At 61.2% G+C, this 22,431-nt stretch carries 18 protein-coding genes; 8 read left to right on the top strand and 10 right to left on the bottom strand.

The features are described from left to right. Positions 1-181 precede the first annotated feature (181 nt). The 5 genes from AIOL_RS00810 (at position 182) to mobF (ending at position 11,387) form a co-directional block, all read left to right on the top strand. Positions 182-1,486 (top strand): DNA cytosine methyltransferase, encoded by a 1,305-nt coding sequence (locus AIOL_RS00810; RefSeq protein ID WP_053101131.1) that lies wholly within the window; start codon positions 182-184, stop codon positions 1,484-1,486. Beyond that, complete coding sequence (locus tag AIOL_RS00815) at positions 1,486-3,063, top strand: ATP-binding protein (RefSeq protein ID WP_049641141.1); 1,578 nt, start codon at positions 1,486-1,488, stop codon at positions 3,061-3,063. The genes AIOL_RS00810 and AIOL_RS00815 overlap by 1 nt, the downstream gene beginning before the upstream one ends. Beyond that, a complete protein-coding gene (locus AIOL_RS00820) occupies positions 3,053-5,254 on the top strand; it encodes a Z1 domain-containing protein (RefSeq protein ID WP_049641142.1) in 2,202 nt (733 codons plus the stop codon). The genes AIOL_RS00815 and AIOL_RS00820 overlap by 11 nt, the downstream gene beginning before the upstream one ends. A 6-nt stretch (positions 5,255-5,260) precedes the next feature. Continuing rightward, positions 5,261-6,223, top strand: a complete 963-nt coding sequence (locus AIOL_RS00825; RefSeq protein ID WP_049641143.1) for a PD-(D/E)XK motif protein — start codon at positions 5,261-5,263, stop codon at positions 6,221-6,223. Positions 6,224-6,902: 679 nt separating this feature from the next. Then, complete coding sequence (mobF, locus tag AIOL_RS00830; RefSeq protein ID WP_049641144.1) at positions 6,903-11,387, top strand: MobF family relaxase; 4,485 nt, start codon at positions 6,903-6,905, stop codon at positions 11,385-11,387. Between the two features lie 154 nt (positions 11,388-11,541). Here the strand turns inward: mobF and AIOL_RS00835 are convergent, their stop codons facing one another. From AIOL_RS00835 to hisC, 6 genes are all read right to left on the bottom strand, one after another. Continuing rightward, a complete protein-coding gene (locus tag AIOL_RS00835; protein WP_049641145.1) occupies positions 11,542-11,997 on the bottom strand; it encodes a hypothetical protein in 456 nt (151 codons plus the stop codon). After that, on the bottom strand, positions 11,994-12,206 hold the full coding sequence (locus AIOL_RS00840; RefSeq protein ID WP_152912300.1) for a hypothetical protein: 213 nt from the start codon (positions 12,204-12,206) through the stop codon (positions 11,994-11,996). The genes AIOL_RS00835 and AIOL_RS00840 overlap by 4 nt, the downstream gene beginning before the upstream one ends. Before the next feature lie 107 nt (positions 12,207-12,313). After that, positions 12,314-12,655, bottom strand: coding sequence for a hypothetical protein (locus AIOL_RS00845; RefSeq protein ID WP_049641147.1), 342 nt, complete (start codon positions 12,653-12,655; stop codon positions 12,314-12,316). A gap of 310 nt (positions 12,656-12,965) precedes the next feature. Beyond that, entirely contained in the window at positions 12,966-13,505 is a 540-nt protein-coding gene (locus AIOL_RS00850; RefSeq protein ID WP_049641148.1) for a hypothetical protein, read from the bottom strand. Then, positions 13,502-14,425 carry a prephenate/arogenate dehydrogenase family protein gene (locus AIOL_RS00855; protein WP_049641149.1) on the bottom strand — a complete coding sequence of 308 codons (924 nt, stop codon included), beginning with the start codon at positions 14,423-14,425 and terminating at the stop codon, positions 13,502-13,504. The genes AIOL_RS00850 and AIOL_RS00855 overlap by 4 nt, the downstream gene beginning before the upstream one ends. Next, entirely contained in the window at positions 14,422-15,504 is a 1,083-nt protein-coding gene (gene hisC, locus AIOL_RS00860) for a histidinol-phosphate transaminase (RefSeq protein ID WP_049641150.1), read from the bottom strand. The genes AIOL_RS00855 and hisC overlap by 4 nt, the downstream gene beginning before the upstream one ends. A 139-nt stretch (positions 15,505-15,643) precedes the next feature. Between hisC and AIOL_RS00865 the strand changes: the two genes are divergently transcribed. Next, complete coding sequence (locus AIOL_RS00865; RefSeq protein ID WP_049641151.1) at positions 15,644-16,045, top strand: hypothetical protein; 402 nt, start codon at positions 15,644-15,646, stop codon at positions 16,043-16,045. A 37-nt stretch (positions 16,046-16,082) separates the two neighbouring features. Then, entirely contained in the window at positions 16,083-16,487 is a 405-nt protein-coding gene (locus AIOL_RS00870) for a hypothetical protein (RefSeq protein WP_152912301.1), read from the top strand. Positions 16,488-16,556: 69 nt separating this feature from the next. On the opposite strand, the gene rpsD is transcribed toward AIOL_RS00870, so the two are convergent. From rpsD to AIOL_RS00890, 4 genes are all read right to left on the bottom strand, one after another. Then, entirely contained in the window at positions 16,557-17,177 is a 621-nt protein-coding gene (gene rpsD / locus AIOL_RS00875; RefSeq protein WP_049641153.1) for a 30S ribosomal protein S4, read from the bottom strand. Between the two features lie 149 nt (positions 17,178-17,326). Then, positions 17,327-18,382, bottom strand: a complete 1,056-nt coding sequence (locus AIOL_RS00880; RefSeq protein ID WP_049641154.1) for a Hint domain-containing protein — start codon at positions 18,380-18,382, stop codon at positions 17,327-17,329. 129 nt (positions 18,383-18,511) lie between these two features. Further along, complete coding sequence (locus tag AIOL_RS00885) at positions 18,512-19,429, bottom strand: lipid A-modifier LpxR family protein (protein WP_049641155.1); 918 nt, start codon at positions 19,427-19,429, stop codon at positions 18,512-18,514. A gap of 166 nt (positions 19,430-19,595) precedes the next feature. Continuing rightward, positions 19,596-21,860: an adenosylcobalamin-dependent ribonucleoside-diphosphate reductase gene (locus AIOL_RS00890; protein ID WP_049641156.1), complete on the bottom strand. Its 2,265-nt coding sequence runs from the start codon at positions 21,858-21,860 to the stop codon at positions 19,596-19,598. A 110-nt stretch (positions 21,861-21,970) separates the two neighbouring features. Here AIOL_RS00890 and AIOL_RS00895 point away from each other — a divergent pair, with 110 nt between their 5' ends. Next, the gene (locus AIOL_RS00895; protein ID WP_049641157.1) at positions 21,971-22,402 is read left to right on the top strand and encodes a DUF1489 family protein; all 432 of its coding nucleotides are present in this window, start codon (positions 21,971-21,973) and stop codon (positions 22,400-22,402) included. Positions 22,403-22,431 lie beyond the last annotated feature (29 nt).

A 22,431-nucleotide genomic window follows, 5' to 3' on the forward strand; every position in this document is an offset into this window, starting at 1 on the left:
GCTGGTCATTGAAAAATCGGTGGCGCGTCGGCGATATTCTCTGGCATGAGCCTACCTTATAGCCTATCTGGTGCTCCCAAGACGCACTCCATCCACATCATGTGGCGTCTTCGCTTCAGCTTCTTGCGGGAGCCGATGTATGCGTGTAAATTTAATGCAAGAAGTGAGTAGGCGCAACCGTATGAAATTCATAGATTTATTTGCCGGACTGGGTGGGTTCCACCAGGCGCTAGGCCAACGTGGTGGAGAGTGCGTCTTTGCTTCCGAGATCAACAAGCATCTCGCAGGGCTGTATGAAAAGAATTTCAGGATACGCCCTGCTGGCGACATTAGGTCTGTCGACCTGAGCGCCATTCCTGATCACGATGTTCTTTGCGCGGGCTTCCCCTGCCAGCCATTCTCCAAGGCGGGTGACCAAAAAGGCCTTGAGTGCCCGCAATGGGGAAACCTCTTCGACTATGTCGTCGCGATACTAAAACTCAAACAGCCACGTTTTTTTATCATTGAGAATGTTCCGAATCTGATCCGCCATAATCGCGGGAAAACTTGGTCGATCATTTGCGATCGACTCAAAGCAGTAGGATACGAGATCAGCTTTGAGCGCCTGTCGCCGCATATGTTCGGCGTACCGCAGAAGCGCGAGCGGGCCTTCATCGTCGGTGATCGTCAGGGGCTGGGCAATTTTGCATGGCCGATCCCGGAGGACATTCCGCAGACGTCGATCCGCTCTGTCCTCGACGAGGATCCGCTCGAAGCCCATGGCTTGAACAGCGATCATCTTCGGTATCTTGAGACGTGGCAGGAGTTTGTCGCGGCCTTCCCAAAAGATCAGCACCTGCCGTCCTACCCGATTTGGGCGATGGAGTTTGGTGCGGATTACCCGCTGGATGGCCTTACGCCCCATGCACGGGGCTGCAAACGGCTTGGCAAATTCAAGGGCGCGTTTGGGATGCCTTTGGCGGGATTGTCGCCTGAGCAGACCGAAGGCGCATTGCCATCTTATGCGCGCACGACGCTTGACCATTTTCCGGCATGGAAGATCGACTTCATTGCTAAAAACCGCGCGCTCTACGCGGTACATCGCGGGATCATCGATCCCTGGATCGACAAGATCAAAGACTTTCCACCAAGCTTTCAGAAACTCGAATGGAATTGCAAAGGCGCTGAGCGCAGTATCTGGAAACATATCATCCAGTTTCGCGCGAGCGGTATCCGGGTGAAGAAGGAAGATACCGCGCCGTCTCTTATTGCCATGACAACGAGCCAAGTCCCCATCATCGCGTGGAAGAAGCGCTACATGACTCCGCGCGAGTGCAGCCGTTTGCAGAGCATGGGTGGGTTAACCCATCTGCCCGACACCAAAAACGGTGCTTACAAAGCATTCGGAAATGCCGTCAATGTCGATGTGGTTGGCAATATCTACGATGCCCTCGTGGGCAATGCTGACACGGAGGGCGCGGTTCACGCAGCCATGGCGGCTGAGTAATGGCGCAACTAAACTCCGTTAATATCCGCCCCGGCGTCAACGTCCTATCGGTCCTGCCGCACCTGAACTACAAGGCTTGGTACGCCTTGGCCGAGTTTGTCGATAACGCCATCCAGAGCAGCCTGGACCGACAGCGGGACCTCAAGGCGACCGATGGAGCCGATTACCGCCTCCATGTCGATATCCGTTTCGAGTTGCAGGAAAACTGTATCACTATACGCGACAACGCGGCGGGTATCGCTGCGTCCGATTATCAGCGCGCCTTCCGTCCCGCTGAAATCCCCCCCGATGCGTCGGGCTTGTCTGAATTCGGCATGGGGCTGAAGAGCGCGGCATGCTGGTTCGCGCCAAACTGGACCGTGAGAACAACCGCGCTTGGGGAAAATATCGAGCGGACCGTGATCTTTGATATCGACAAGATCGTCGAAGACAGCACTGAAGAACTGCATGTTATCTCGACGCAAGTCTCCGCAGACAAGCACTACACCGAAATCCGCCTCGACAATATCCGCCGTTTCCCGCGCACGAAAACGGTTCAGAAGATCAAAGACCATCTTTCCAGTATCTATCGGATATTTATTCGTGATGGGTCGATGCTTCTTACGATCGATGGCGAGCCGCTCGCTTATAAAGGCCCGGACATTTTGGTTGCCCCGAGCTATCGGGACCCTGACGGGCCTGCCATCACCTGGAAGAAAGACATCGCCATCGATCTGGGAGACGGTCGCGCAGCAACGGGCTTTGTCGCGATCCGCGAACCCGCAAATACGCGCCTCGCGGGCTTGGCGCTCTTCCGTCGCAAGCGCCTGATCATGGGCAGCTTTGACGAGACCTATCGCCCTGAAGACATCTTCGGACGCTCCAACAGCTTCGCCTTCCAGCGCATCTTCGGCGAGATACACCTCAAGGGCTTCCACGTCAGTCATACCAAGGACGGGATCAAGTGGGAGGAAGCCGAAGAAACCTTCCTGAAAGAGCTTCGCGACGAACTGTCGGGTGAAGCCTTTCCGCTGCTCCAGCAAGTCCGCGAGCATAGAAGCAAGAAGGACGCAAAGGCGACACGCAAGGACGCCGCCGCCGCGCTTCAATCGATGGCGGAGAGGCTAAAAAATCAAAGCCTTACGTCGCAGACCCATGCAAGGACGCAAGATCAGGCTGATATGCCGCTCTCTGATCCAGAGCCTGATTACAGCGCGCCGTTACCCGACCTGCCAGATTCCGAAAACGAACATGTCCGTTTTCGGATGCGGTTTCGGAGCGAGGATTGGATCGTCGCCATCGAACTGTCCTACGCCGACAATGGGGCGGACTGGCTGGATATCCGCAATCGCCCATTCATCACAGATCCGGAACCGCGCCAGATCACCATTCGGCTGGCCATGCTCCATCCCTTCATGGCGCAATTTCCAACGCTGGATTCCGAAAGTTTCACCGCCGTCCTGTATATTGCCGCCGCGATGGCGCTTGCCGAAGTCGAGGTCGGGGAGCTTGCCGACCGGAACCCCTCAGCCATCCGCCGTTTCACCAATGAAATTCTGAGAAATCAAATGTCCAAGAGGCTGTCCGATGGCGAATGATCCCCGAACGATCACAATCGCGCCGAGCCCCGCAGACGGGGATGGCGGTTGGTCGCCCACCCAGGGGGCCGCATTTACCGATTTGCTGAGTGCCAACACGGCCTTGTCGGATGACGAGAAAGAACGACTTGTTCAGGAAACCGTTTCGATCATGAGCGATTGCGTCCCGCCCGAGGCAACGGTTGCTGTAAATACCGGGCTCGTGATTGGCTATGTGCAGAGTGGCAAGACCTTGTCCTTCACGAGCCTTGCGGCCCTCGCACGTGATAATAGGTTTCGGCTTGTCATCCTGCTTGCAGGGACCACCAACAACCTTGTCGAACAGAGCTTCGACCGCCTGAAGGGCGATCTGGATACCGCAGGCACCCGTGAATGGAATCTGTTCACCACGCAGCAGAAGGCGTTCCGGCAAAGCGAAGTGGAGCGCGTGAATACCGAAATTGCACGTTGGCGGCGCGGAAGCCCGCGCGCACGGACGATCATGATCGTTTCGATGAAACAACACCAGCACTTGGACAACCTCGCCAGACTTCTTGGCGGGTCTGATTTTTCTGACGTGCCGACCCTGATCATCGACGATGAAGGTGATCAGGCAGGTATGAACACCAAGGCCAAGCAGAGCGACGAGAGCACGACTTATGCGCGGATCAAGGCGTTGCGCGCCTTGTTCCCGCATCACAGCTATATCCTTTATACGGCAACACCGCAGGCACCGCTCCTGATCAGCCGCATTGATGCTCTCTCACCGGATTTTGGGCGCGTCCTGACCCCTGGCACGCATTATGTCGGTGGACAGGAATTCTTCGTCGATGGAGCGGACAAGTACGTCAAGCTGATCCCTTTGAGAGAAGTACCCGACAAGAACGATCCGCCGCATGAAGCGCCGGAGAGCTTGTGCTCTGCGCTTCGCGACTTCTTTATCGGCGTTGCGATCGGCTTGCGTAAAAACGAGTTTCAGAAGGGCCTAAACCGTTCGATGATGATCCATCCAGCCGTCGCCAAAGACGAGCACTTGATGTTCAAGCGATGGACACAGCAGATCAAGGATCATTGGTCAACGGTCCTGCAAGACAGCACGCATCCTGACCATGCGGGGCTTCTGAGAGAATTTCTCAAGTCCTCAGACGGCATCTTCAAGACCTACGACACGCCCCTGACCTTCGAGGATATCGCTCCGATCCTGTTCGAAGCGATGGAAGAAACTGCCGTCGCCGAACTTAATACCCGAGAGAAAAGCCGCATCGCCCCCGTCGATTGGGCAGGCGAATATAGCTGGATTCTGATTGGCGGCATTGGCCTTGATCGGGGCTTCACGGTCGAGGGCCTGACCGTCAGTTACATGCCGCGATCAACAGGCGTGGGCAACGCTGACAACATCCAACAGCGCGCCCGCTTCTTCGGCTACAAGAAGCGCTATCTTGGGCTGTGCCGCATCTATCTTACGAGCGCGAATACCGATGCCTTCACTGACTATGTGAAGCACGAGGAATCCGTTCGCGGCTCTATCCGCAATCATCTCGACGAAGGCGGGAGCCTGAAAGACTGGCGTCGCAAATACTTCCTGGATCAGAAGCTCAAACCCACACGGTCCTCGGTCATCTTTCTGGAGATGTATCAGTCCAAAGGCCAAGGCGGCTGGATCGTCCCCGATCATCCCTTCGACAACAGCGAGACAGTCGCTGAAAACCGGGAACTCGTCGAACGGATTCGACGTTCGTTCGATTTTGCGCGCTATGCGGAAAATGGCTGGAACGACAAACAGATCGTGCCCGATTTCAGCGACACGCTCGGCCTTGCCGACATTCTGCCGATGATCGGCCAATTTCGCTATCGCTGGCCCGACGACAACCTCCGGCACAGCGCACTTATGCTTGGGCTGGAACGCATGGTCTCTGAAGAACCGAGTATGAGATGCAGCTTCTATGCTCTGTCCGGGCCGTGGTCGGGCGTGGACTACAAGCGGACACTGACCGAAAAATCACCGCCGAAGGTCAAGCAACTCTGGCAGGGTGCAAACGCGCCGACCAATTATCCCGGTGCGCGCGCATTGGTGTCTCCTGAGACCGTGACCTTCCAACTCCATCGCTATGATATCCAGACTGCCGACAAGAAGCGCACGGTGCGCGACGTTCCAATCCTCGCTGTCCACATCCCGGATCCGTTGATGGAGCGTGTTTGGGTTGAGCGGTGAGCACCCATGCTGACCGATCTGTATCCCACGCTTTGTCAAACGATCCCCGAGTATGGCGCTGCCCTCTTCGGACTGCCAGTAAATAGCGACTACCCTTACTGGCTTGCCATTGATGCCCAAGCCTTTCCCGCGCTTCTGCTTCCCGCCCGTGCGGATGACCTCCGGCCCGATATTACTTTGCGCGCGGTTGATGCCCTGTTCTCCCGCACCTGCGTCATCGACACGAACACGCGAGTACCACATCAGGGGTGCTACTCGCTTATCCGCCTGAAGGAGAGCGACACGGCCATTGTCCGCCTGTTCCTGAGAATACTGGAAGAGAGTTTCTGCACAGCGAGTCCGCCGAGCACCAACGCCGAGATTGCTGCTTGTGTTCAACAAGTCGCGGCACTCTTCAGCCGGATCGAAGACAATACCCGTGATCTTGTTGGCCTTTGGGGCGAACTCACTGTCATCGCCCATGCACAGAACACCGACGCCGCCGTGCGGTTCTGGAGCACCCGAAAGACCGCGAAGTTTGATTTTGTCGCCGATCATTTCGTACTCGACGTCAAGACCACGACAAAACCCCTGCCGCAGCATCGTTTTTCGCTCGATCAACTCAGGCCGTCAGGAGCATTCGATGCTTATATTGCATCACTCTGTGTGATCGAAGTGCAAAGTGGGCAAACGGTTGCCGATCTTATGGAGACACTCGCGGCCAGGCTTTCAGATCATGACCTGCGCAGTGCCTTCTTGATCCAGTGCCTCACCAAAGGTGGGCGCGACCTGTACCGCAGCGATTTGGCCCTTCAGACCTACCCAGACAACGCCTCACTGAGCCTCTTTCGGGCAGAGGAAATTCCTGTGCCGCACGTGCGCGCGAGTGACCCAATTGAGAACATTCGTTTTGACGTTGATCTTTCACAAATCGTACCGTTACCGGATCAATACCGCGCATCAATTTTGACGTTCGAGCTTACAGAGTGAATTCCCAAGGCATCAGCGTGTCTCGACCGCAGATCTTGAGTCTGTAATCGGCAACACAACGGGTTGTGTCTCGAAAGTGGTGGAAATTATCCCATGGCGTCTCCGAGCGGCTTGATGTTTGGGGCGCCTATGCGGCGCGGTCAAGGATTTCGTTGAGCGGTCAGGGCGATTCAGAGAAAGGCTGTTTTCTTTGGATTTGATATGCGCCGCTCGGACCCTACTCAAGCGAATATCCATCTCTCCCACCAGAGCCATCGAAATGGTCCAGGATGACCGGAACAACGCCGTCAGGTTCATAGTGATGAGATAGGTTGTTTCCGTTTGAACCGCCCCGGGTTTACCGAAGAGCTCTCGCTGGCTACGCCCAAATCCCAAAACTTTGGGAGACATGGATAAATTGAAGGGTGGTAAGCAGGTTCATATCATGACCAGTTCATATCATGACAGTTCATATCATGACCATCGCAATTTTCCTCAATCCCGCATATGGTGTGTGCACTATCATCGCATGGAGATGTCTTTTTTTCGACCTACGGACACCAACGGTTATCATGGAACGGCTTGACCCCAATACAGTGATGACGAGCCCCCGTCCGAAGCGACGGTCGAGCTTCGTGGCCTCGTCAACGCCGCGACGCTGCTTTGATCCCCACTAATGCTTTCCGGTCCACGCCCGCTTGTGAGTGCCGAGCAGACCTTCGGGTATTTCCTGCACGAATACCTCGCCCGGAACGACAGTTCCCACCGTTCCGCCAACCGATGGCACGGTGCGGGCGCGGAATCTCTGGGGCTTGGTCAGCGCGTCGGCAAGCGCAAGTTCATATCGATCCTGTCGGGCCATGTCCCCGGCACAGATATCACACTGGGCCGCGTCATCGACGGCACGCGCCAGCACCGTCCCGGCTGGGACATGACCTTCTCCGCGCCGAAGTCGGTTTCGCTGGAAGCCCTTTTTCGGGGCAGACGGGCGGTGATGCATGCCCATGACGAAGCCGTCCGCGCGACGCTCGACTGGATCGAGCAGGAGTATCTTCAGACCAGAGGCTACGACCCCGCGACGGGCCAACGGCCCCGGGAGGCGGCGGATGGGATGATCGCGGCGACGTTCCGGCACATGGCGAGCCGCAATAACGACCCGCAACTTCACACGCATGCCGTGGTCGCGAACATGACACGCAACAAGGATGGCGCTTGGCGAAGTGTCGAGCCCACGCTATTGAAGCGCAATCGTCGTGTGTTTGGCGCGTGGTACCGCAACGATCTGGCGCGGCGGCTGCGGAGCCTCGGCTACGAGTTGACGTCGACGACCGTGGGCGGGCTGCCGAGCTTCGAGATTTCCGGCTGGTCGCGGGAGTGGCTTGATGCGTTCTCTACCCGGCGGCAGGACATTCTGCAACACATGGCGGACGAAGGCCGCGAATACACGACAGCGAACGCCCAGGCCGCAGCGCTTGTCACGCGCGGCAAGAAGGCGGAGCCGGTCAAGGGCGCGCTTGTGAAGCTGTGGCACCGCCGGGCGGAGCGCCTCGGCCTCGTCGAGGAACCAAGGTCCCGGACAGCAGACTCCACGCAGATGAATGCGGTGTTATCACCGCTGGAAGCTGTCTGGCATGCCATGGAACATCTTGAGGAGCGCCAATGCGTCTTCCGGCGCACCGACCTTCTCGCCGCCGCACTGGGGCGCGAACCGGGACGACATTCGCATGAGGAGTTGGAGGCAGCCATCGACCGGCTGCGCCGCGACAGGCACCTGGTGGACACGACCTCCGGCGACATGACCACGCGCCAGACCCTTCGGGCGGAACGCACCGTGATCGCCACCATGCGGGAAGGACGGTCTGCGCCACTGGCAAACGCGCTGGAGGTCACCGCACAACTTGACGCCACGTCGCTGACGGACGGCCAGCGCAACGCTGTCCGAACGATCCTGCTGTCCGAAGACAGGATCGTCGGGGTTCAGGGGTTCGCAGGTACGGGCAAGACCCGTATGCTAAAGGAGGTCGTCCGGCTTGCAGGGGACCGTTCGGTGATCGGGTTGGCCCCGTCCTCGGCAGCCGCACGTGTCCTTGCGCTTGAAGCCGGGATTGGCACAACCACGCTGCAATGGATGCTCGCACGATATGGGCATCTTGGTGATGGCCCTGATCTTCAGGAGGCCCGTGAGCGGTTCCGGGGTGCCGTGATCGTGGTGGACGAAGCGTCCATGATCGGCACGGTCCAGATGCGCGATCTCCAGCGCGTCGCCGAGAGGATCGGAGCCGCCCGGCTTGCGCTTGTCGGCGACAGGCTCCAGCTTTGGTCCGTTGAGGCGGGGCAGCCGTTCCGTCTCCTGCAAGAGGCGGGCATGGCGACGGCCCGCATGGACGATGTGCTCCGGCAACGCTCGACGGACCTCAAGGCTGCCGTTACGCATATGATTGCGGGGGACGCGGACCTCGCCGTCCAGAGCCTCGGTCGCGACGTGAGGGAACTTCCCCCTGACAGGCTGGCGGAGACGGCGGCGCAGCTCTGGCTTGCGCTTCCACCGGACGCGCGCAGGCGAACCATGCTCCTCGCACCGACCCACGGGCGGCGGGAAGAGATCAACGCCGTGCTCCGCAAAGGGCTTGCCGAGGAGGGGCTGCTCGCTGGTAGGAAGCTTGAGATCGAGCACCTTGTGGACCGCCGCCTGACCCGTGTTCTGGCCGCCGACCCCATGAGCTACCGCGCGGGCGACATCGTTGCTCCCAACCGCGACGTTTACGGCTGCAAGGAGGGAGAGGCCTGGCGGGTCACGGGCAGCGACAAGGACCGGATCGCTCTGGAACGACGCGGCGTCTCCGGCGGGTTCAGGCCGTCGGGAAACGCCGCGCACAATGTGTCCGTCTTCGAGACGCGCCCGATTGAGTTGAGAGCGGGGGACGAGATCGTCTTCACGCGCAATCTCAGGAACCTCGGGGTAGTGAATGGCGAGCGCGGGAGGATCGAAGAGATCGGGCGGAAGCGTCTGCGCATCCGGCTTGCTGACGGGCGGCGGCTGGAGCCGCTGCTTGAAGATGATCGGCTGCGGCATATCGACCACGCCTGGACCTCGACGGTGCATCGTGCGCAGGGTATGACGACGGACAACGTGATCGCGGTTCTGGACGCAGACAGCATGATGACGGACCGTGCGCTGCTCTACGTTGAGATGAGCCGCGCGCGCGACGGGTTTGTGCTGCTGACCGACGATACGGAGCAACTCGTACACCGGCTGGAGCAGGAAACCGGCGTGTCGCATTCCGCGCTGGAGGCGACCGGGCAGGCCCTGCACGTCCCGCACCTCTGCGGGGTGTCGCGGAAGGAACCGCTGCGTCCGGCGCTACGGGAATGGCAAGCGCTTGAAGCGGAGGCCGCACAAATGGGGATTGAGCCATTCCTCATGCCCGGAGCCGAGGCGCTGATGGCGCGGCTCCGTCGGCGGGTGGCCATCGAAGACGCGCCGAAGGAGATTGTGCAAATCCTGACCGACCACGACGCCCATGTCCGTGGTCAGGATTTCGACGCCATCGGGGAGGCGTGGCAGAGCCTGCGTGCGCGGGCGGCAGAAGCTGGCCGCAGCGTCGCGGTCCAGCCGGGAGCGGACGCACTGCTGAAGCGGACCGGCGGGTTGCACAATCCCGGACCGCTTCTGGAGGCGCTTGCCGGGGGCGTCCAGGAATGCAGTGCTTTGCTGTGCGACCTTGGTGAGCGGCTGGAACGCTGCGGGACCGGGATCAGCCGGGAGGCCCGGGAAAGGGATGATGCGCTTGCCGGGCTCGAACGGGACTGGAAGGCCCAGCGGATCAAGGCAAAGATGCAGTCGCACGACATCGCTTTCCTGCCGGGAACGGAGGCGCTGACAGCGCGGACGCACGCTATCGCCGAACAGTACCCCGGGGCTCTTCCCAAGGCCACGGTCGAACACGCGAAGGACTGCGAACGCGTGCAGCAAAGATGGGCGCGGCTCGTGACAGTCGCGGATGTGCTTGCGAACGGCGCGAAGACAGCGCAGCCGCCCGAGGAGTCCACGTGCAGGGCAATGGCCGAGGCGGAGGAATTGATCGCCGACGACCGCCTGACCCATAGGGCGCAGGTCGAAGGCGTTCTCGGGTCAGTGTTGTCCGCCCTGTTCACTTTGAATGAACGGCATGCCGTGGAGGACCGGGCGCAAGACCTGCGAAAAAATTGGAAGACGCTGGAGGCAGAGGCAGAACGGCAAGGCTGCTATCCGTTCCAGGTTGCGGGGTACGGTCGCTTCGTGGAACGGCTCACGGACTTCGGGTACGACCTTCCCCCCGACCTTGCTGCTCTGCCAGAACTGGAGGCGAGGGATCGCAGGCTGAGGCGGGCTGTGAACGAGGTGGTCGCGTTTGACGCCAGACGGTGGAAAATCATCAAAAGGGCCGCGCGATGGCGACCGGACACGCCGCTCGACCGGAGCCGGCTCACCAGCTACGGACGCTGGGCAAGGTCCGCCCCGAAAATGATCGAAAAAGGAAAGCGTCTTGCAGCAGAAGCGCTTCTTTGCCCCGATGATCGGCAGACGCTTGAGAGGGCGCTGGAGCGCATCATCGCCTCGCTTGATGGCTGCGGCCTTGAGGCGCGCCGTCTCGGGATTTTGGAGGAGATCAACGACAGGGCGGACGCGCAGGGATGCCACCGCTTCTTCGTCGAGGGTTACGACACCTTCTTCGAAGGTCTGGGCGAACGGATGGTTGTGGGACCGGGAAAGAATACGCTGGCGGTGCGAGAACGGGCGGTGCGCGACGACATGCGTTACGCACAGGCCTTTGTCAAAGGCGTTGACAGCGATCTCACCAAGGCTCTGCGACAGTGGGAGGACGGCGGTGAGCGCTTCGTGGCGGAGATGCATCCTTACCATCGGTGGGAACGTGAGACAAAGAGCAGTCTCGAAAACGTCCGGCGCGTCCTGTCCAACAAGGAACGATACGGCCCTCATCTTGCAAGGGTTCCCGGACTTGAAGAGCGGCTGCGCGAGACGGCGGCCTCGGTCTCCGAGAAGATCAAGCACGACGCGCCTGTCCGGAAGGAGGTCGAGGCCGCACATGCCGTGAGGGTGGAACGTGAAATAGCAACGCGGGCGCGTGAGCGGGCCCTAACCAGAAGCCGGGGCCCGTCCCGCTCCATGGGTCTTGAAATGTAAACGCTCTGACTTGATCTGACGGACACCTAGCGTGTCGTGTTCAATCGCGCCTTCCGCCAGCGTCGAACGCGTTGTGCGAAGCAAACGCTGCCTCGACACTGCCTTCAGGCTCTTGAATTCAATCAAACACGACACGCTATAAACGAACAGTGCATCACATGCGGCGTGTTGGGCCTCGAACTTTCACCTCGACCGACTTCGCCCCGTGCCAGTCCTTCACGGCCTTTGCCAGAAGGGCTTCCGCCTGTTCCGGCCCGAAGAGCGTCTCGAACGCCAGAAAAAGCTCGTCGAACCTGCCTTCGGAGATCAATTCCGTCACCTTCGCATCGCGCAGGAAGGCGACCTGGTTGGCGAGTTTCTCCATCCACGCAGAAGAAGGCTCGATTATACTCATCATAAAGTTGATCTGGCTGCACATGCGGCTCTGGTCTTCAGCGCTCAGCACCAGCGGCTCCGGGCGGTCACCGAAAATCGACAGGTCCGCATTCAGCGCCCGCTCCACAAGGTAAGGCGACGTTTTCATCCCGACGGCAGCGGCCCGCCGCTTCGCTTCCGCCCATTCCCCGTCGGTGCAGGAGATGTAGAATGTCTTCTTCTCCACCCGCGTCATTTGAGGTCCATCATGTCTGAAGAAAGCTCTCCGTTGTGCAGGCGGTAGAGAAGCTGGACGGCCTCGATAAGTGGAGGCCCGCCATCCGCCCTGCCGAAAAACATTTTGACGAGGCGCATCTGCAACGCGTCAACATTCCGCAGGAGGTCGCGTTGTTCCTCGGGCGTGAGGACAAGCGGACTGGCGGGTGTCGGGGTGCTGTCCTGCAAGGCACAGGTTGTCACGAAGTCCGAGACACTCCTGCCGACCGACTCCGCACGCCTCCTGATCCGGTCCCAGTCCGCAGGATTCCTGCAATAGATTGGATGCCCCCTCTTCATCTCGAAACTCCATCCTCTGCTGCGCCCGAGAGTGTCGGGTCCGTGCGCAGCCGCAACTCGACCCTGCGAAGGGCCGCCGTCCAGCCGTCATCTTCCCCGCGCTCCGCCAGCCGCATCCGCTCCACTTCACACAGCGTCAGGACAGCGGACTCGATCCTATACAGCCGCGCCGAGAGTGTCGCGAGAGATGGCCCGGAGGGCCATTCGGGGGCCAGTGCGCGCTGGACGACATAGCCGCTCGCCGACATCCGCGTGGCCTTGGCGCGTGCCCGGACGATATCCCACTCGCTATCGGTCGCTTTTACCGCCCTTTGCTTTCTGACCGAGTTGCCTTGCATGGCCTGCTCCTGTTATGTGTAAGCCCCGATAGATATATGCAGGTGTCGGACAAGGGGCAGCGCATGGACCGTCAACAGACATGCTTTGTGTATTACACATATGCTTACCCATGCGAATATCAACATCCAACCGGCCTCCAGTAATGCTTAGTCCGTGCATATGTTCCTCCGAAAATGCAACTTTTTACCTTTGAAATGTGCCCACATACCTATGAGCAATGCGTATGTTTTCCACTTGAGCGCACGTGCAACTTGCTGTATTTATTGGCCTATCGTGAGGGAATAGATGCTCTATGCAAGGGGCTGAAACTCAGCTTCCCAGTTTTGAAGGGCCCACACCGTCCACGGCAGTAATACGCACCGGGTTAGAGACGCCGCAGCCGCGAAGCTTGCCCGGGATCGCCGCTATAGGCTCGCCGCGGATCGCGCGGTCGCCGCAGACAGAGCCACGTTTGGTATAGCGCGTGGGCTTCTCGCGTTTTGGCTTCGCCTTCGCGGTGGCCAGTTGCCGTTTGTGGCGCGGCTTCAGTTTGGGGCGTTTGCCGGGCACGGACGACGCGGCCACCGCGAGGCCAGAGGTCGACAGAACGACGGACCTCTCGGGTTCCTGGTCAGCTTCCGGCCTGGGTTCCGGCGTGGCGATCAGCGCAACCGGGCGGCTGCCCGCGGGGCGTGGTTTCGGAAGGATCGACCGCGCCAGCGCAATATCGGGCTGCGGTTTGTCCGCCACTTCGGCGGCAATAGCGGAGCCAGGGCGCAGTTCTGGCAGCAAGGACGAGGTCGGAGCCCTGGCACCCGCGCCATGCGGCAGCGCCAGTAGCCCCAGAACCATCAAGACCCGCAATGTCATTCTTTGGCTGTCCCTCGCCCAAAATTCGGTGCGTCCGTGTCCTGCCCTGCCTCGACGATCCCGCGTCTCACCGCGCGGGTGCGGGTAAAATAGTCGAAAAGATGGTCGCCGTCACCCGTGCGGATGGCGCGTTGTAGGGCAAAGAGCTCCTCGGTGAATCTGCCAAGGATTTCAAGGGTCGCGTCCTTGTTGGTCAGGAAAACGTCGCGCCACATGGTTGGGTCACTGGCGGCAATCCGCGTAAAGTCGCGGAAACCCGCCGCCGAGTAATTTATCACCTCGCGTTCGTCCACGCGCTGCATGTCGTCGGCCACCCCGACCATCGTGTAGGCGATCAGGTGCGGCGCGTGGCTGACCACGGCGCAGACGAGGTCATGGTGCTTTGGCTCCATGCGCCCGATGCTGGAACCCAGGGCCGTCCAGAGCGTCTCTAGTCGCTTCACCGCCGCGGGCGCAGCCTCTGGGCCGGGCACGACCAGGCACCAGCGGTCCTCAAAGAGCTCGGCAAAACCCGAACGCGGCCCGGAATGCTCGGTTCCGGCCATGGGGTGCGCGCCCACAAAGTGAACGCCCGTTGGCAGATGCGGCAGCACCGCATCGAATACTGCCTGCTTGACCGAGCCGACATCCGTGACCGTGCAGCCAGGCTTTAGATGGGGCGCGATCTCGGCGGCGACGGCGCCCATAGCCCCAACCGGCACGGCCAGCACGACCAGGTCCGCATCCGCGACCGCCTCGGCGGCGCTGTCCACCACCCGGTCGACCAGGTTGATCTCGGCGGCCACCGAACGGGTCTCGGCAGAGCGCGCGGTGCCCACTGTCTCGCCCGCCAGCCCATCGCGGCGCATCGCCAAGGACATCGACCCTGCGATCAACCCCAGCCCGACAAACGCCACGCGGTCATAGATCACGCTGCTCATGACAGGTTATCCTTGAATGCCCGGATCGCGGCCACGACCTGGCGGCAGGCGGGCTCGTCACCCACGGTTATGCGCAGGCAATGCGGCAGGCCGTAACCCGCGGTCTTGCGCACCAAGAGCCCCTGCCCGCGCAGATGCGCCTCGGCGCCGTTTGCCTCTTGGGTATCCGCGAACCGCGCAAGGACGAAGTTGGTGCAAGACGCGTCCGACGGCACACCGATCTCGGCCAGCGCGTTGCCCATCCATTCCCGCAGGCGCGTGTTCTCGGCTCGGCACTTATTGACCCAGGCCTGATCGCGCATAGCCGCCTCGGCGGCGGCCAGCGCGGTGTTGGAGAGGTTGAAGGGCCCGCGCACGCGGTTGAGGACGTCAATGACGCCCTGCGGGGCATAGCCCCAACCGACGCGCATCCCACCCAGCCCATAGATCTTTGAGAATGTGCGGGTCATCACCACATCATCGCGGGCCTCAACCAGCTTAACATTGCCGTCAAACCCCTCGACATATTCGACATAGGCGCCGTCCATCACCAGCAGGCAATCGACGGGCAGCCCCTTGGCCAAGCGCTTGACCTCGCGGCCAGAGATCATCGTTGAGGTGGGATTGCCGGGGTTGGTGAGAAACACAACGCGGGTTTTCGCGCCGGCGCGGGCCAGCAGCGCGTCCACGTCCACCTGCCGGTCACGTTCCGGCACCGCAACGGGGGTCGCCCCGGCCATGCGCGCCAGGATCGGGTACATCGAGAAACCGTGCTCGGTATAAAGCACCTCGTCGCCGGGCCCGGCATAGGCCTGGCAGATCAGCGTCAGGATCTCGTCAGAGCCCACGCCGCAGATGATCTTGTCCACGTCCAAGCCGTGCACCTCGGCAATCGCCTCGCGCAGAGGGCGGTGATCGGTGGACGGGTAGCGGTGGATGTTATGGGCAGAGGCGACAATCGCCGCGCGCGTTTCGTCAGAGGCGCCGAACGGGTTCTCGTTCGAGCTAAGCTTGGTGACATTCTCTACGCCCGGCGCATGGCTGGCCCCGCCCTGGTAGAGCTCGATTTCCAAAATGCCTGGCTGCGGTGTGACGGCCATCGTTGCTCTCCTGTTTCGCTCTTCTAGCGGGCAGCCCCAGGGGAGGCCAGCCGCAATCGCTCGGCGCTTGGCGGCATTTGATTGAACCCGCTTGCGGCGGTGACCGACCCATATTCGACAACCGCTAAGGGAGACCGTTATGAACCGCATCGTCACAAAGACCCTGATCAAAGGCCTGCTTCTCGCAGCTGCTGCGACGACGCTGGGCTTGCATGCCCTGCCCAGCCAGGCCGCGTCCGGTGATGGCAACCGAGCAGGCGCGCATGGCAACCAAATCCCGGGCCTCGGGGCGGCGGGAACTGCGGGGCGCACGCAGGTGGATCTGGGCAACCTTAAGCCCAACTGCCCTGCCAGCTTTGCTGTGCATTACTTCTCAAAGAAGGCCTTTGCCTGCGCGATGCAGGCCCCCGCCGGATATGAGGCCGCAACCGCGCTGATCGCGGAAAGCCATGAATGCGCGCCAAAGCGCTACTGGAATGTCGGACCAAAGGTCACGCTGAACACGTCCGGCCGCGTGCTTTGGAAGTGCGAGCACAGATAGCCTTTGGATACGCGCCTTGCGAAGGAGGAGGAAACAAATGCGTCTTACACAACACCTTATGCGCCTAACGCAGGCCGTGGCCCTCGGAGGCCTTATAGCCAGCGCGGCACAGGCCGGAATACTCGACAATCGCGCCGGAAAGGCCCTGGCGCCCGGCGGCAAGAAAGCAGTCAAGATTGTGCCGCCACCGGGGTTGCTGTTGCCCAACTGCCCTAAGGGCTGGAAGCTGACCAAGGCCAGCAAGACGGTCTATCATTGCGGCATAAAGCTAGAGGGCTCGCTTAATCCGGGGGCCGGGAACCCCGGCAACCTGCACAACTTTCCGCAGCTCATGCAGGCCGCTGAGACCACCGCGTGCCATTCGCCGCATTACTGGAATGTCGGGCCGATGATTTACACGCCCGGCCCGGGTGCGGTGCGCTGGGAGTGCCAGCACAAATAGCACCGCTTGAAACGCGAAAGGCGCGCCAAACGGCGCGCCTTTCGTATTTTTTGTCTCGTACCGCCGAGGCTAGTTCTTGGCGTAGTATTCCACGACCAGGTTCGGCTCCATCATCACCGGGTAGGGCACGTCGCCCAGGCCGGGGGTGCGCACGAAGGTCGCGGTCATTTTGGAGTGGTCGGCCTCGATGTAGTCGGGCACGTCGCGCTCGGGCAGTTGCGCGGCCTCAAGGACCAGGGCGAGCTGCTTGGATTTGTCGCGGATCTCGATCACGTCACCCTCTTTCACGCGGTAGGAGGGGATGTTCACGCGCTGGCCGTTCACCTTCACGTGGCCGTGGTTCACGAACTGACGCGCGGCGAACACGGTCGGCACGAACTTGGCGCGGTAGACAACGGCGTCCAGGCGGCGCTCGAGCAGGCCGATCAGGTTCTCACCGGTGTCGCCCTTAACACGGGCGGCCTCGGAGTAGATGCGCTTGAACTGCTTCTCGGTCAGGTCGCCGTAGTAGCCCTTGAGCTTCTGCTTTGCGCGCAGCTGCAGACCAAAGTCGGACACTTTGCCCTTGCGGCGCTGGCCGTGCTGGCCGGGGCCGTATTCGCGGCGGTTGACGGGGGATTTCGGACGGCCCCAGATGTTCTCGCCCATCCGGCGGTCGATTTTGTACTTGGCAGAGGTGCGTTTGGTCACCGTCTGGTCTCCTTCGTTTTAAGTTGTCGAAGGGCGTTGTCCTCTCTCTGGATTTTGCCAGATTGACAGGCATCCCCTTGCGGGGGCCACCAACACCAATGAAGCGGCGCTTATACAGTGCTATCCATGCGAGTCAACGGCACCGCGCGCTAGGAATGCAATAAAATCGCGGTCTCTGCCGACGAAAGGCTGCGGCGCGCGAACGCCCCGAAGCTGCTTCCATCTGGTGACAGCCCGGGAAGCCGGTTCTCCAGCGCCGCCCGATGGTTTGGGTCCATCGCTTCGAGATCCGTTGACGCGGGGTGGAAGCTCTCACTTTCTTGTCCGTTCGCGAACAGGATCTGGTGGCGATCAAACAGCAGATGCACGTAGTGAACCTCTCGCACGCTGTGATCGCGCAGGATGGTCGTGTCGTTGATGAGGTCGCGCGCTTTCACAAGAACCTCGTCCGTGCCGAAGAGGTCGCGGGCCTCCTCGCCCTGCACCAGCATGCGGTGTTCCGGCGAGACCAGCAGGTCCTCGTCCGGCACGCCCGGCAACACGGCCCCGGTCCGAATGCGGATGGGACGCAGCTCTGGCATCGCAAAAAGCCGCGCGCCGCTGACCCGGCGGGCGCCGATCCAGCGGATGGGCTGCGGTCCGTCGTCCTTTGTAAGGACGTGGTCGTCCTCTTGTAGATCCCGCACCCGGACTTGTCCGTCCGGGGTGGCAATTTTCGTGTCCGGGGTGAAGCAGATCAGACTCGGCGCCGTGTCTCCGCTGCGGTTGGGATGCAGCATCTGCTCGGTCAAATGGGTGAGCCACAGGTCGACCCCCGCGGGCGGCACCGCGCCCAGGAACATCAACAAGGGCAACCGATCCGGCACCTCCACCAGCGTCGCCGTGAAGTTCCGCACGCCATCCGTGACCGAAAAGCCGCGGTCCAGAAGAGGGCTGTCCGGGTCCGGAAGCCGTTCATAGTCACTTCGGTCAAACGCCACCTGTACAAGGCGCTGCACTGAACGCGCCGCGTGTCGCCGAAGCTCTGCCACCTCTTCAGACTGCTGCAAAACCAGAATATTGCCGGGTCCATCAACGCGGGTGGCCTCTCCGTGCCATCGCCACGTCGCCCCGACGGCCAACGCGCTCACCGGAGCGGCGTCGCGACCATCTAGCTCTGTCTGCGTCCATGAGATGACAAACGTGCCGTGAAAGCCCGTTGTCATGCCTGTATTCCTGCCGTTTTCGTTTTTTTATTGCTGGTTAACTATCACGTATATCCACAGGCTGTTAAGCCCCGTTGTGGATATTTTTTCCAAGCCCGTGATGTGAGATGAATTCGACACCCACCGGCGTCAGAATTTGAGATCCAATCGCAGCGACCCCACCGTCTGTGCTTCGCGCTGCGCAACGAATTCCTCGCTTAGCCAGGTCACGCCATAGAACACACCCAGGTTGCGCCCCTTCCAATGGACGCCCGCGCGGACGCGCGTTCTTGTGTCGGACGCCACAACACCGCTGGACGACGGCAGAAAGACGCTGTCAGCGACATAAGCCACATCGGCGCCAATCACGCCCGCCCAGCCGGTCCCATCGCGGCGACCGACGACGTAACGCTGACCCGTGGCTGCATCCCGCAATTTGAGCTCCCCCAGAGCGAGCCGCCCAATATGGATGTCACCCCCAACACGGGCCAGCGTTTCTAGGCCGCCTTGGACTTCAACGAATGGGCGTGCTTCGATATGCGCGCCCATAGCAAAACTTCGCCCGGCCTCAAAAGTGACGCTTGGATGCACGCCGTCGGGGATCTGCCCCGCAAGCGTGGTCGCGCTGGGACCGGACACGGATATTGTATCATGGATCGCGCTTTGCAGAGTGGCGAGACCGGTTTGAGGGCCCGTGACATTCACATCGACCCCAAGGCTTAGCTCCAGCGCGCGTGCCTGGAAATGGGTATGCAGGCCAAAGGACAGCGCAGCCGCATAGGGGCGGTCCCCGGCGGCTGGTGTAACTATGTTCTCTGGCGTGATGACCTCGCCCCGAAAGCGGAACTCGATGAGCTCTCCGAAACCTGCGTCCCCTGCGGCAGCCCCCTCACGCGCCTTGACCACGCTGACCACCGCCGCCCCGGTGCGCCAGCGATCATCAACAACCGTCGTCAAAGCGTCATTCGTGATCAGACGCCCCACGCCCACGAAGTCGCGCGGCTCGCCGCGGCTGGGCGGCGCAATCAACAATGTGGCCAGAAAGCAGAGACAGATGAAGCCGCGCATCACACATGATCCGTTAAGAGGCGCCCCCACCTCCGCACTGGTTAATATGTGGAAACACTGTTTCAGGCTAGGGATTTTCGCGGGTCGCGCCTGGGTCGTGGCGAATTGAACACAGGGGGGGGACGCGCCCGTGCAGCGGCGCGTTTGGCTGGTGGCTATGCTGGCGTTATCCGCATTTAGAATGACCGCAATTGCCGCAAGTCATGCAGCCCTCGATCATCTGCATGGTGAATTGCCCGCAGTTGGGGCACGCCGGGCCGGGGCGATCTCCGAGGTTGACGACCTCGGCTTGCGGGTCGGATTTCAGCCCCATCCCCTCGCCCTCTATGAACCCGATCGCCACAAGGTGCCGCTCGATCACGCCGCCAATGGCTGCCAGGATCGAGGGGATGTACTTGCCCTGCATCCAGGCGCCGCCGCGCGGGTCGAACACGGCCTTCAGCTCTTCGACCACAAAGGACACGTCGCCGCCGCGCCGGAACACCGCCGAGATCATGCGGGTCAGCGCCACGGTCCAGGCGAAATGCTCCATGTTCTTGGAGTTGATGAAGACCTCAAAGGGCCGCCTATGCCCGCCCAGGATGATGTCGTTTACGGTGATGTAGATCGCGTGCTCAGAGTCGGGCCACTTCAGCTTATAGGTCTGCCCCTCAAGCGCTTGCGGGCGGTCCAAGGGCTCGGAGATATAGACGACATCGGCGCCGCTATCGGCCTGGGGCGCCACTTCGCTGGTCTCGCTGACGCTTAGAACCGAACCCGTGACCTCGTTGGGCCGGTAGGTGGTGCAGCCCTTACAGCCGGTCTCGTAGGCCTCCATATAGACGTCCTTGAACGCCTCGAAAGAGATATCCTCGGGGCAGTTGATCGTCTTGGAGATGCTGGAGTCGACCCATTTCTGGGCCGCGGCCTGCATGCGCACATGCGCCAGCGGGGCCAGCGTTTGCGCGTTCACGAAATAGTCGGGCAGCTCCTTTTCGCCGAATTTATCGTGCCACATCTGCACGGCGTAATCGACGACCTCTTCCTCGGTCTTGGTGCCGTCCTTTTGCAGCACCTTGCGGGTGTAGCCGTAGGCGAACACGGGCTCGATCCCGCTAGACACGTTGCCGGCGTAGAGGCTGATCGTGCCGGTGGGCGCGATGGAGGTCAGCAAGGCGTTGCGTATGCCATGCGCGCGGATCGCCTCGCGCACGTCCTCGTCCATATCCTGCAGGGCGTCGCTGGCCAGGAAGGCCTCGGCGTCGAACAAGGGAAAGGCGCCCTTCTCCTTCGCGATCTCCACCGACGCCAGATACGCGGCGCGCGCGATGACGTGCAGCCAGGCTTCGGTCTGACGCGCCGCCTCCTCGGAGCCGTAGGTCAGCCCGCACATAATCAATGCGTCGGCCAGCCCGGTGACGCCCAGCCCGATGCGTCGCTTGGCCTCGGCCTCGCGCGCCTGCGCCGCCAGCGGGAAGCGCGACGCGTCCACCACGTTGTCCATCATGCGCACGGCGGTGGCGACCAGCTCGGTCAAAGCCGTTTCGCACACATGCGCCTTGCCATCCTCAAACGGCTGGCAAACCAGCCGCGCCAGGTTGATCGAGCCCAGCAGGCAGGCGCCATAGGGCGGCAGGGGCTGCTCGCCGCAGGGGTTCGTGGCGGAAATCGTCTCGCAGTAGCTCAGGTTATTGGCCGCGTTGATCCGGTCGATGAAGATCACGCCGGGCTCGGCGAAGTCATAGGTCGAGCGCATGATCTGGTTCCACAGGTCCAGCGCGCGAACGGTGCGATAGACCTTGCCGCCGAACGCCAGATCCCATGGCTTATCCGCTTTCACCGCGTCCATAAATGCGTCCGTGATCAGCACCGAGACGTTGAAGTTGCGCAGTCTCGCCGGGTCGGATTTCGCGGTGACAAAGTCCTCGATATCGGGATGGTCGCAGCGCATGGTCGCCATCATCGCGCCGCGGCGCGAGCCCGCCGAGATGATCGTGCGGCACATCGCGTCCCAGACGTCCATGAAGCTGATCGGCCCGCTCGCGTCCGCCGCCACGCCCATCACCGCCGCGCCCTTGGGCCGGATCGTCGAGAAGTCATAGCCGATGCCGCCGCCCTGCTGCATGGTCAGCGCGGCCTCTTTGAGCATATCAAAGATCCCGCCCATCGAGTCCGGGATCGTGCCCATAACGAAGCAGTTGAAAAGCGTCACCGACCGCTGCGTGCCCGCGCCCGCGGTAATCCGACCCGCCGGGAGGAACTTGAAGTCCTCCAAAGCGGCGTAGAACTCATCTTCCCAACCGGCCGCGTCCTCTTCGACCGCGGCCAAAGACCGTGCGATTCGCCGCCAGGTATCCTCGACACTGCCGTCCAAAGGCGTCCCGTCGGCCTCTTTCAGCCTGTATTTCATGTCCCAGATCTGTTCAGCAATGGGCGCGGCAAAGCGGGTCATAGGGCGAATCTCGCTGTTTGAGAGGCCTTAACCTACCTCAAAAATGTGGATAACTCCACTATCTATTGCAGACGCGAGACAACACGCTACGATATGTGCCAGGGGGCCAAATGCCAGGACATCTGCATCTCATCAAGCTTTGCGTGGGCATCGACAGCGTCGAAAGCCTGGTGGCATGGCGCGCGCTCCACAACCCCAAAGGCGCCGAGACGCGCTCGCAGCATGTCACGCGGATGTGGCCCAAGCGCGCCGAGGAACTGCTGGATGGCGGCTCGCTCTATTGGGTTATCAAGGGGCAGATCCAGGCCCGCCAGCGGATCACCGCGCTGGAAGAAGCCATCGGGCAGGACGGCATCAAGCGCTGCGCCATTGTGATGGATCCAGAGATAATCCGCACCAGCAATGCCCGCCGTCGCGCCTTCCAGGGCTGGCGGTATCTCAAGGCCGAGGATGCGCCGCCGGACCTGCCAAAGGGCCACGCCAGCGAGGACACGCTGCCGCCGGAGCTGTCCAGCGCCCTGGCCGAGATTGGTGTCCTATAACCGCCAGCATCAATGCGGGCGGTATCTGG

It is taken from the genome of Candidatus Rhodobacter oscarellae (genome assembly GCF_001078595.1).
In the GTDB taxonomy this organism is placed as follows: Bacteria; Pseudomonadota; Alphaproteobacteria; order Rhodobacterales; family Rhodobacteraceae; genus Rhodobacter_B; species Rhodobacter_B oscarellae.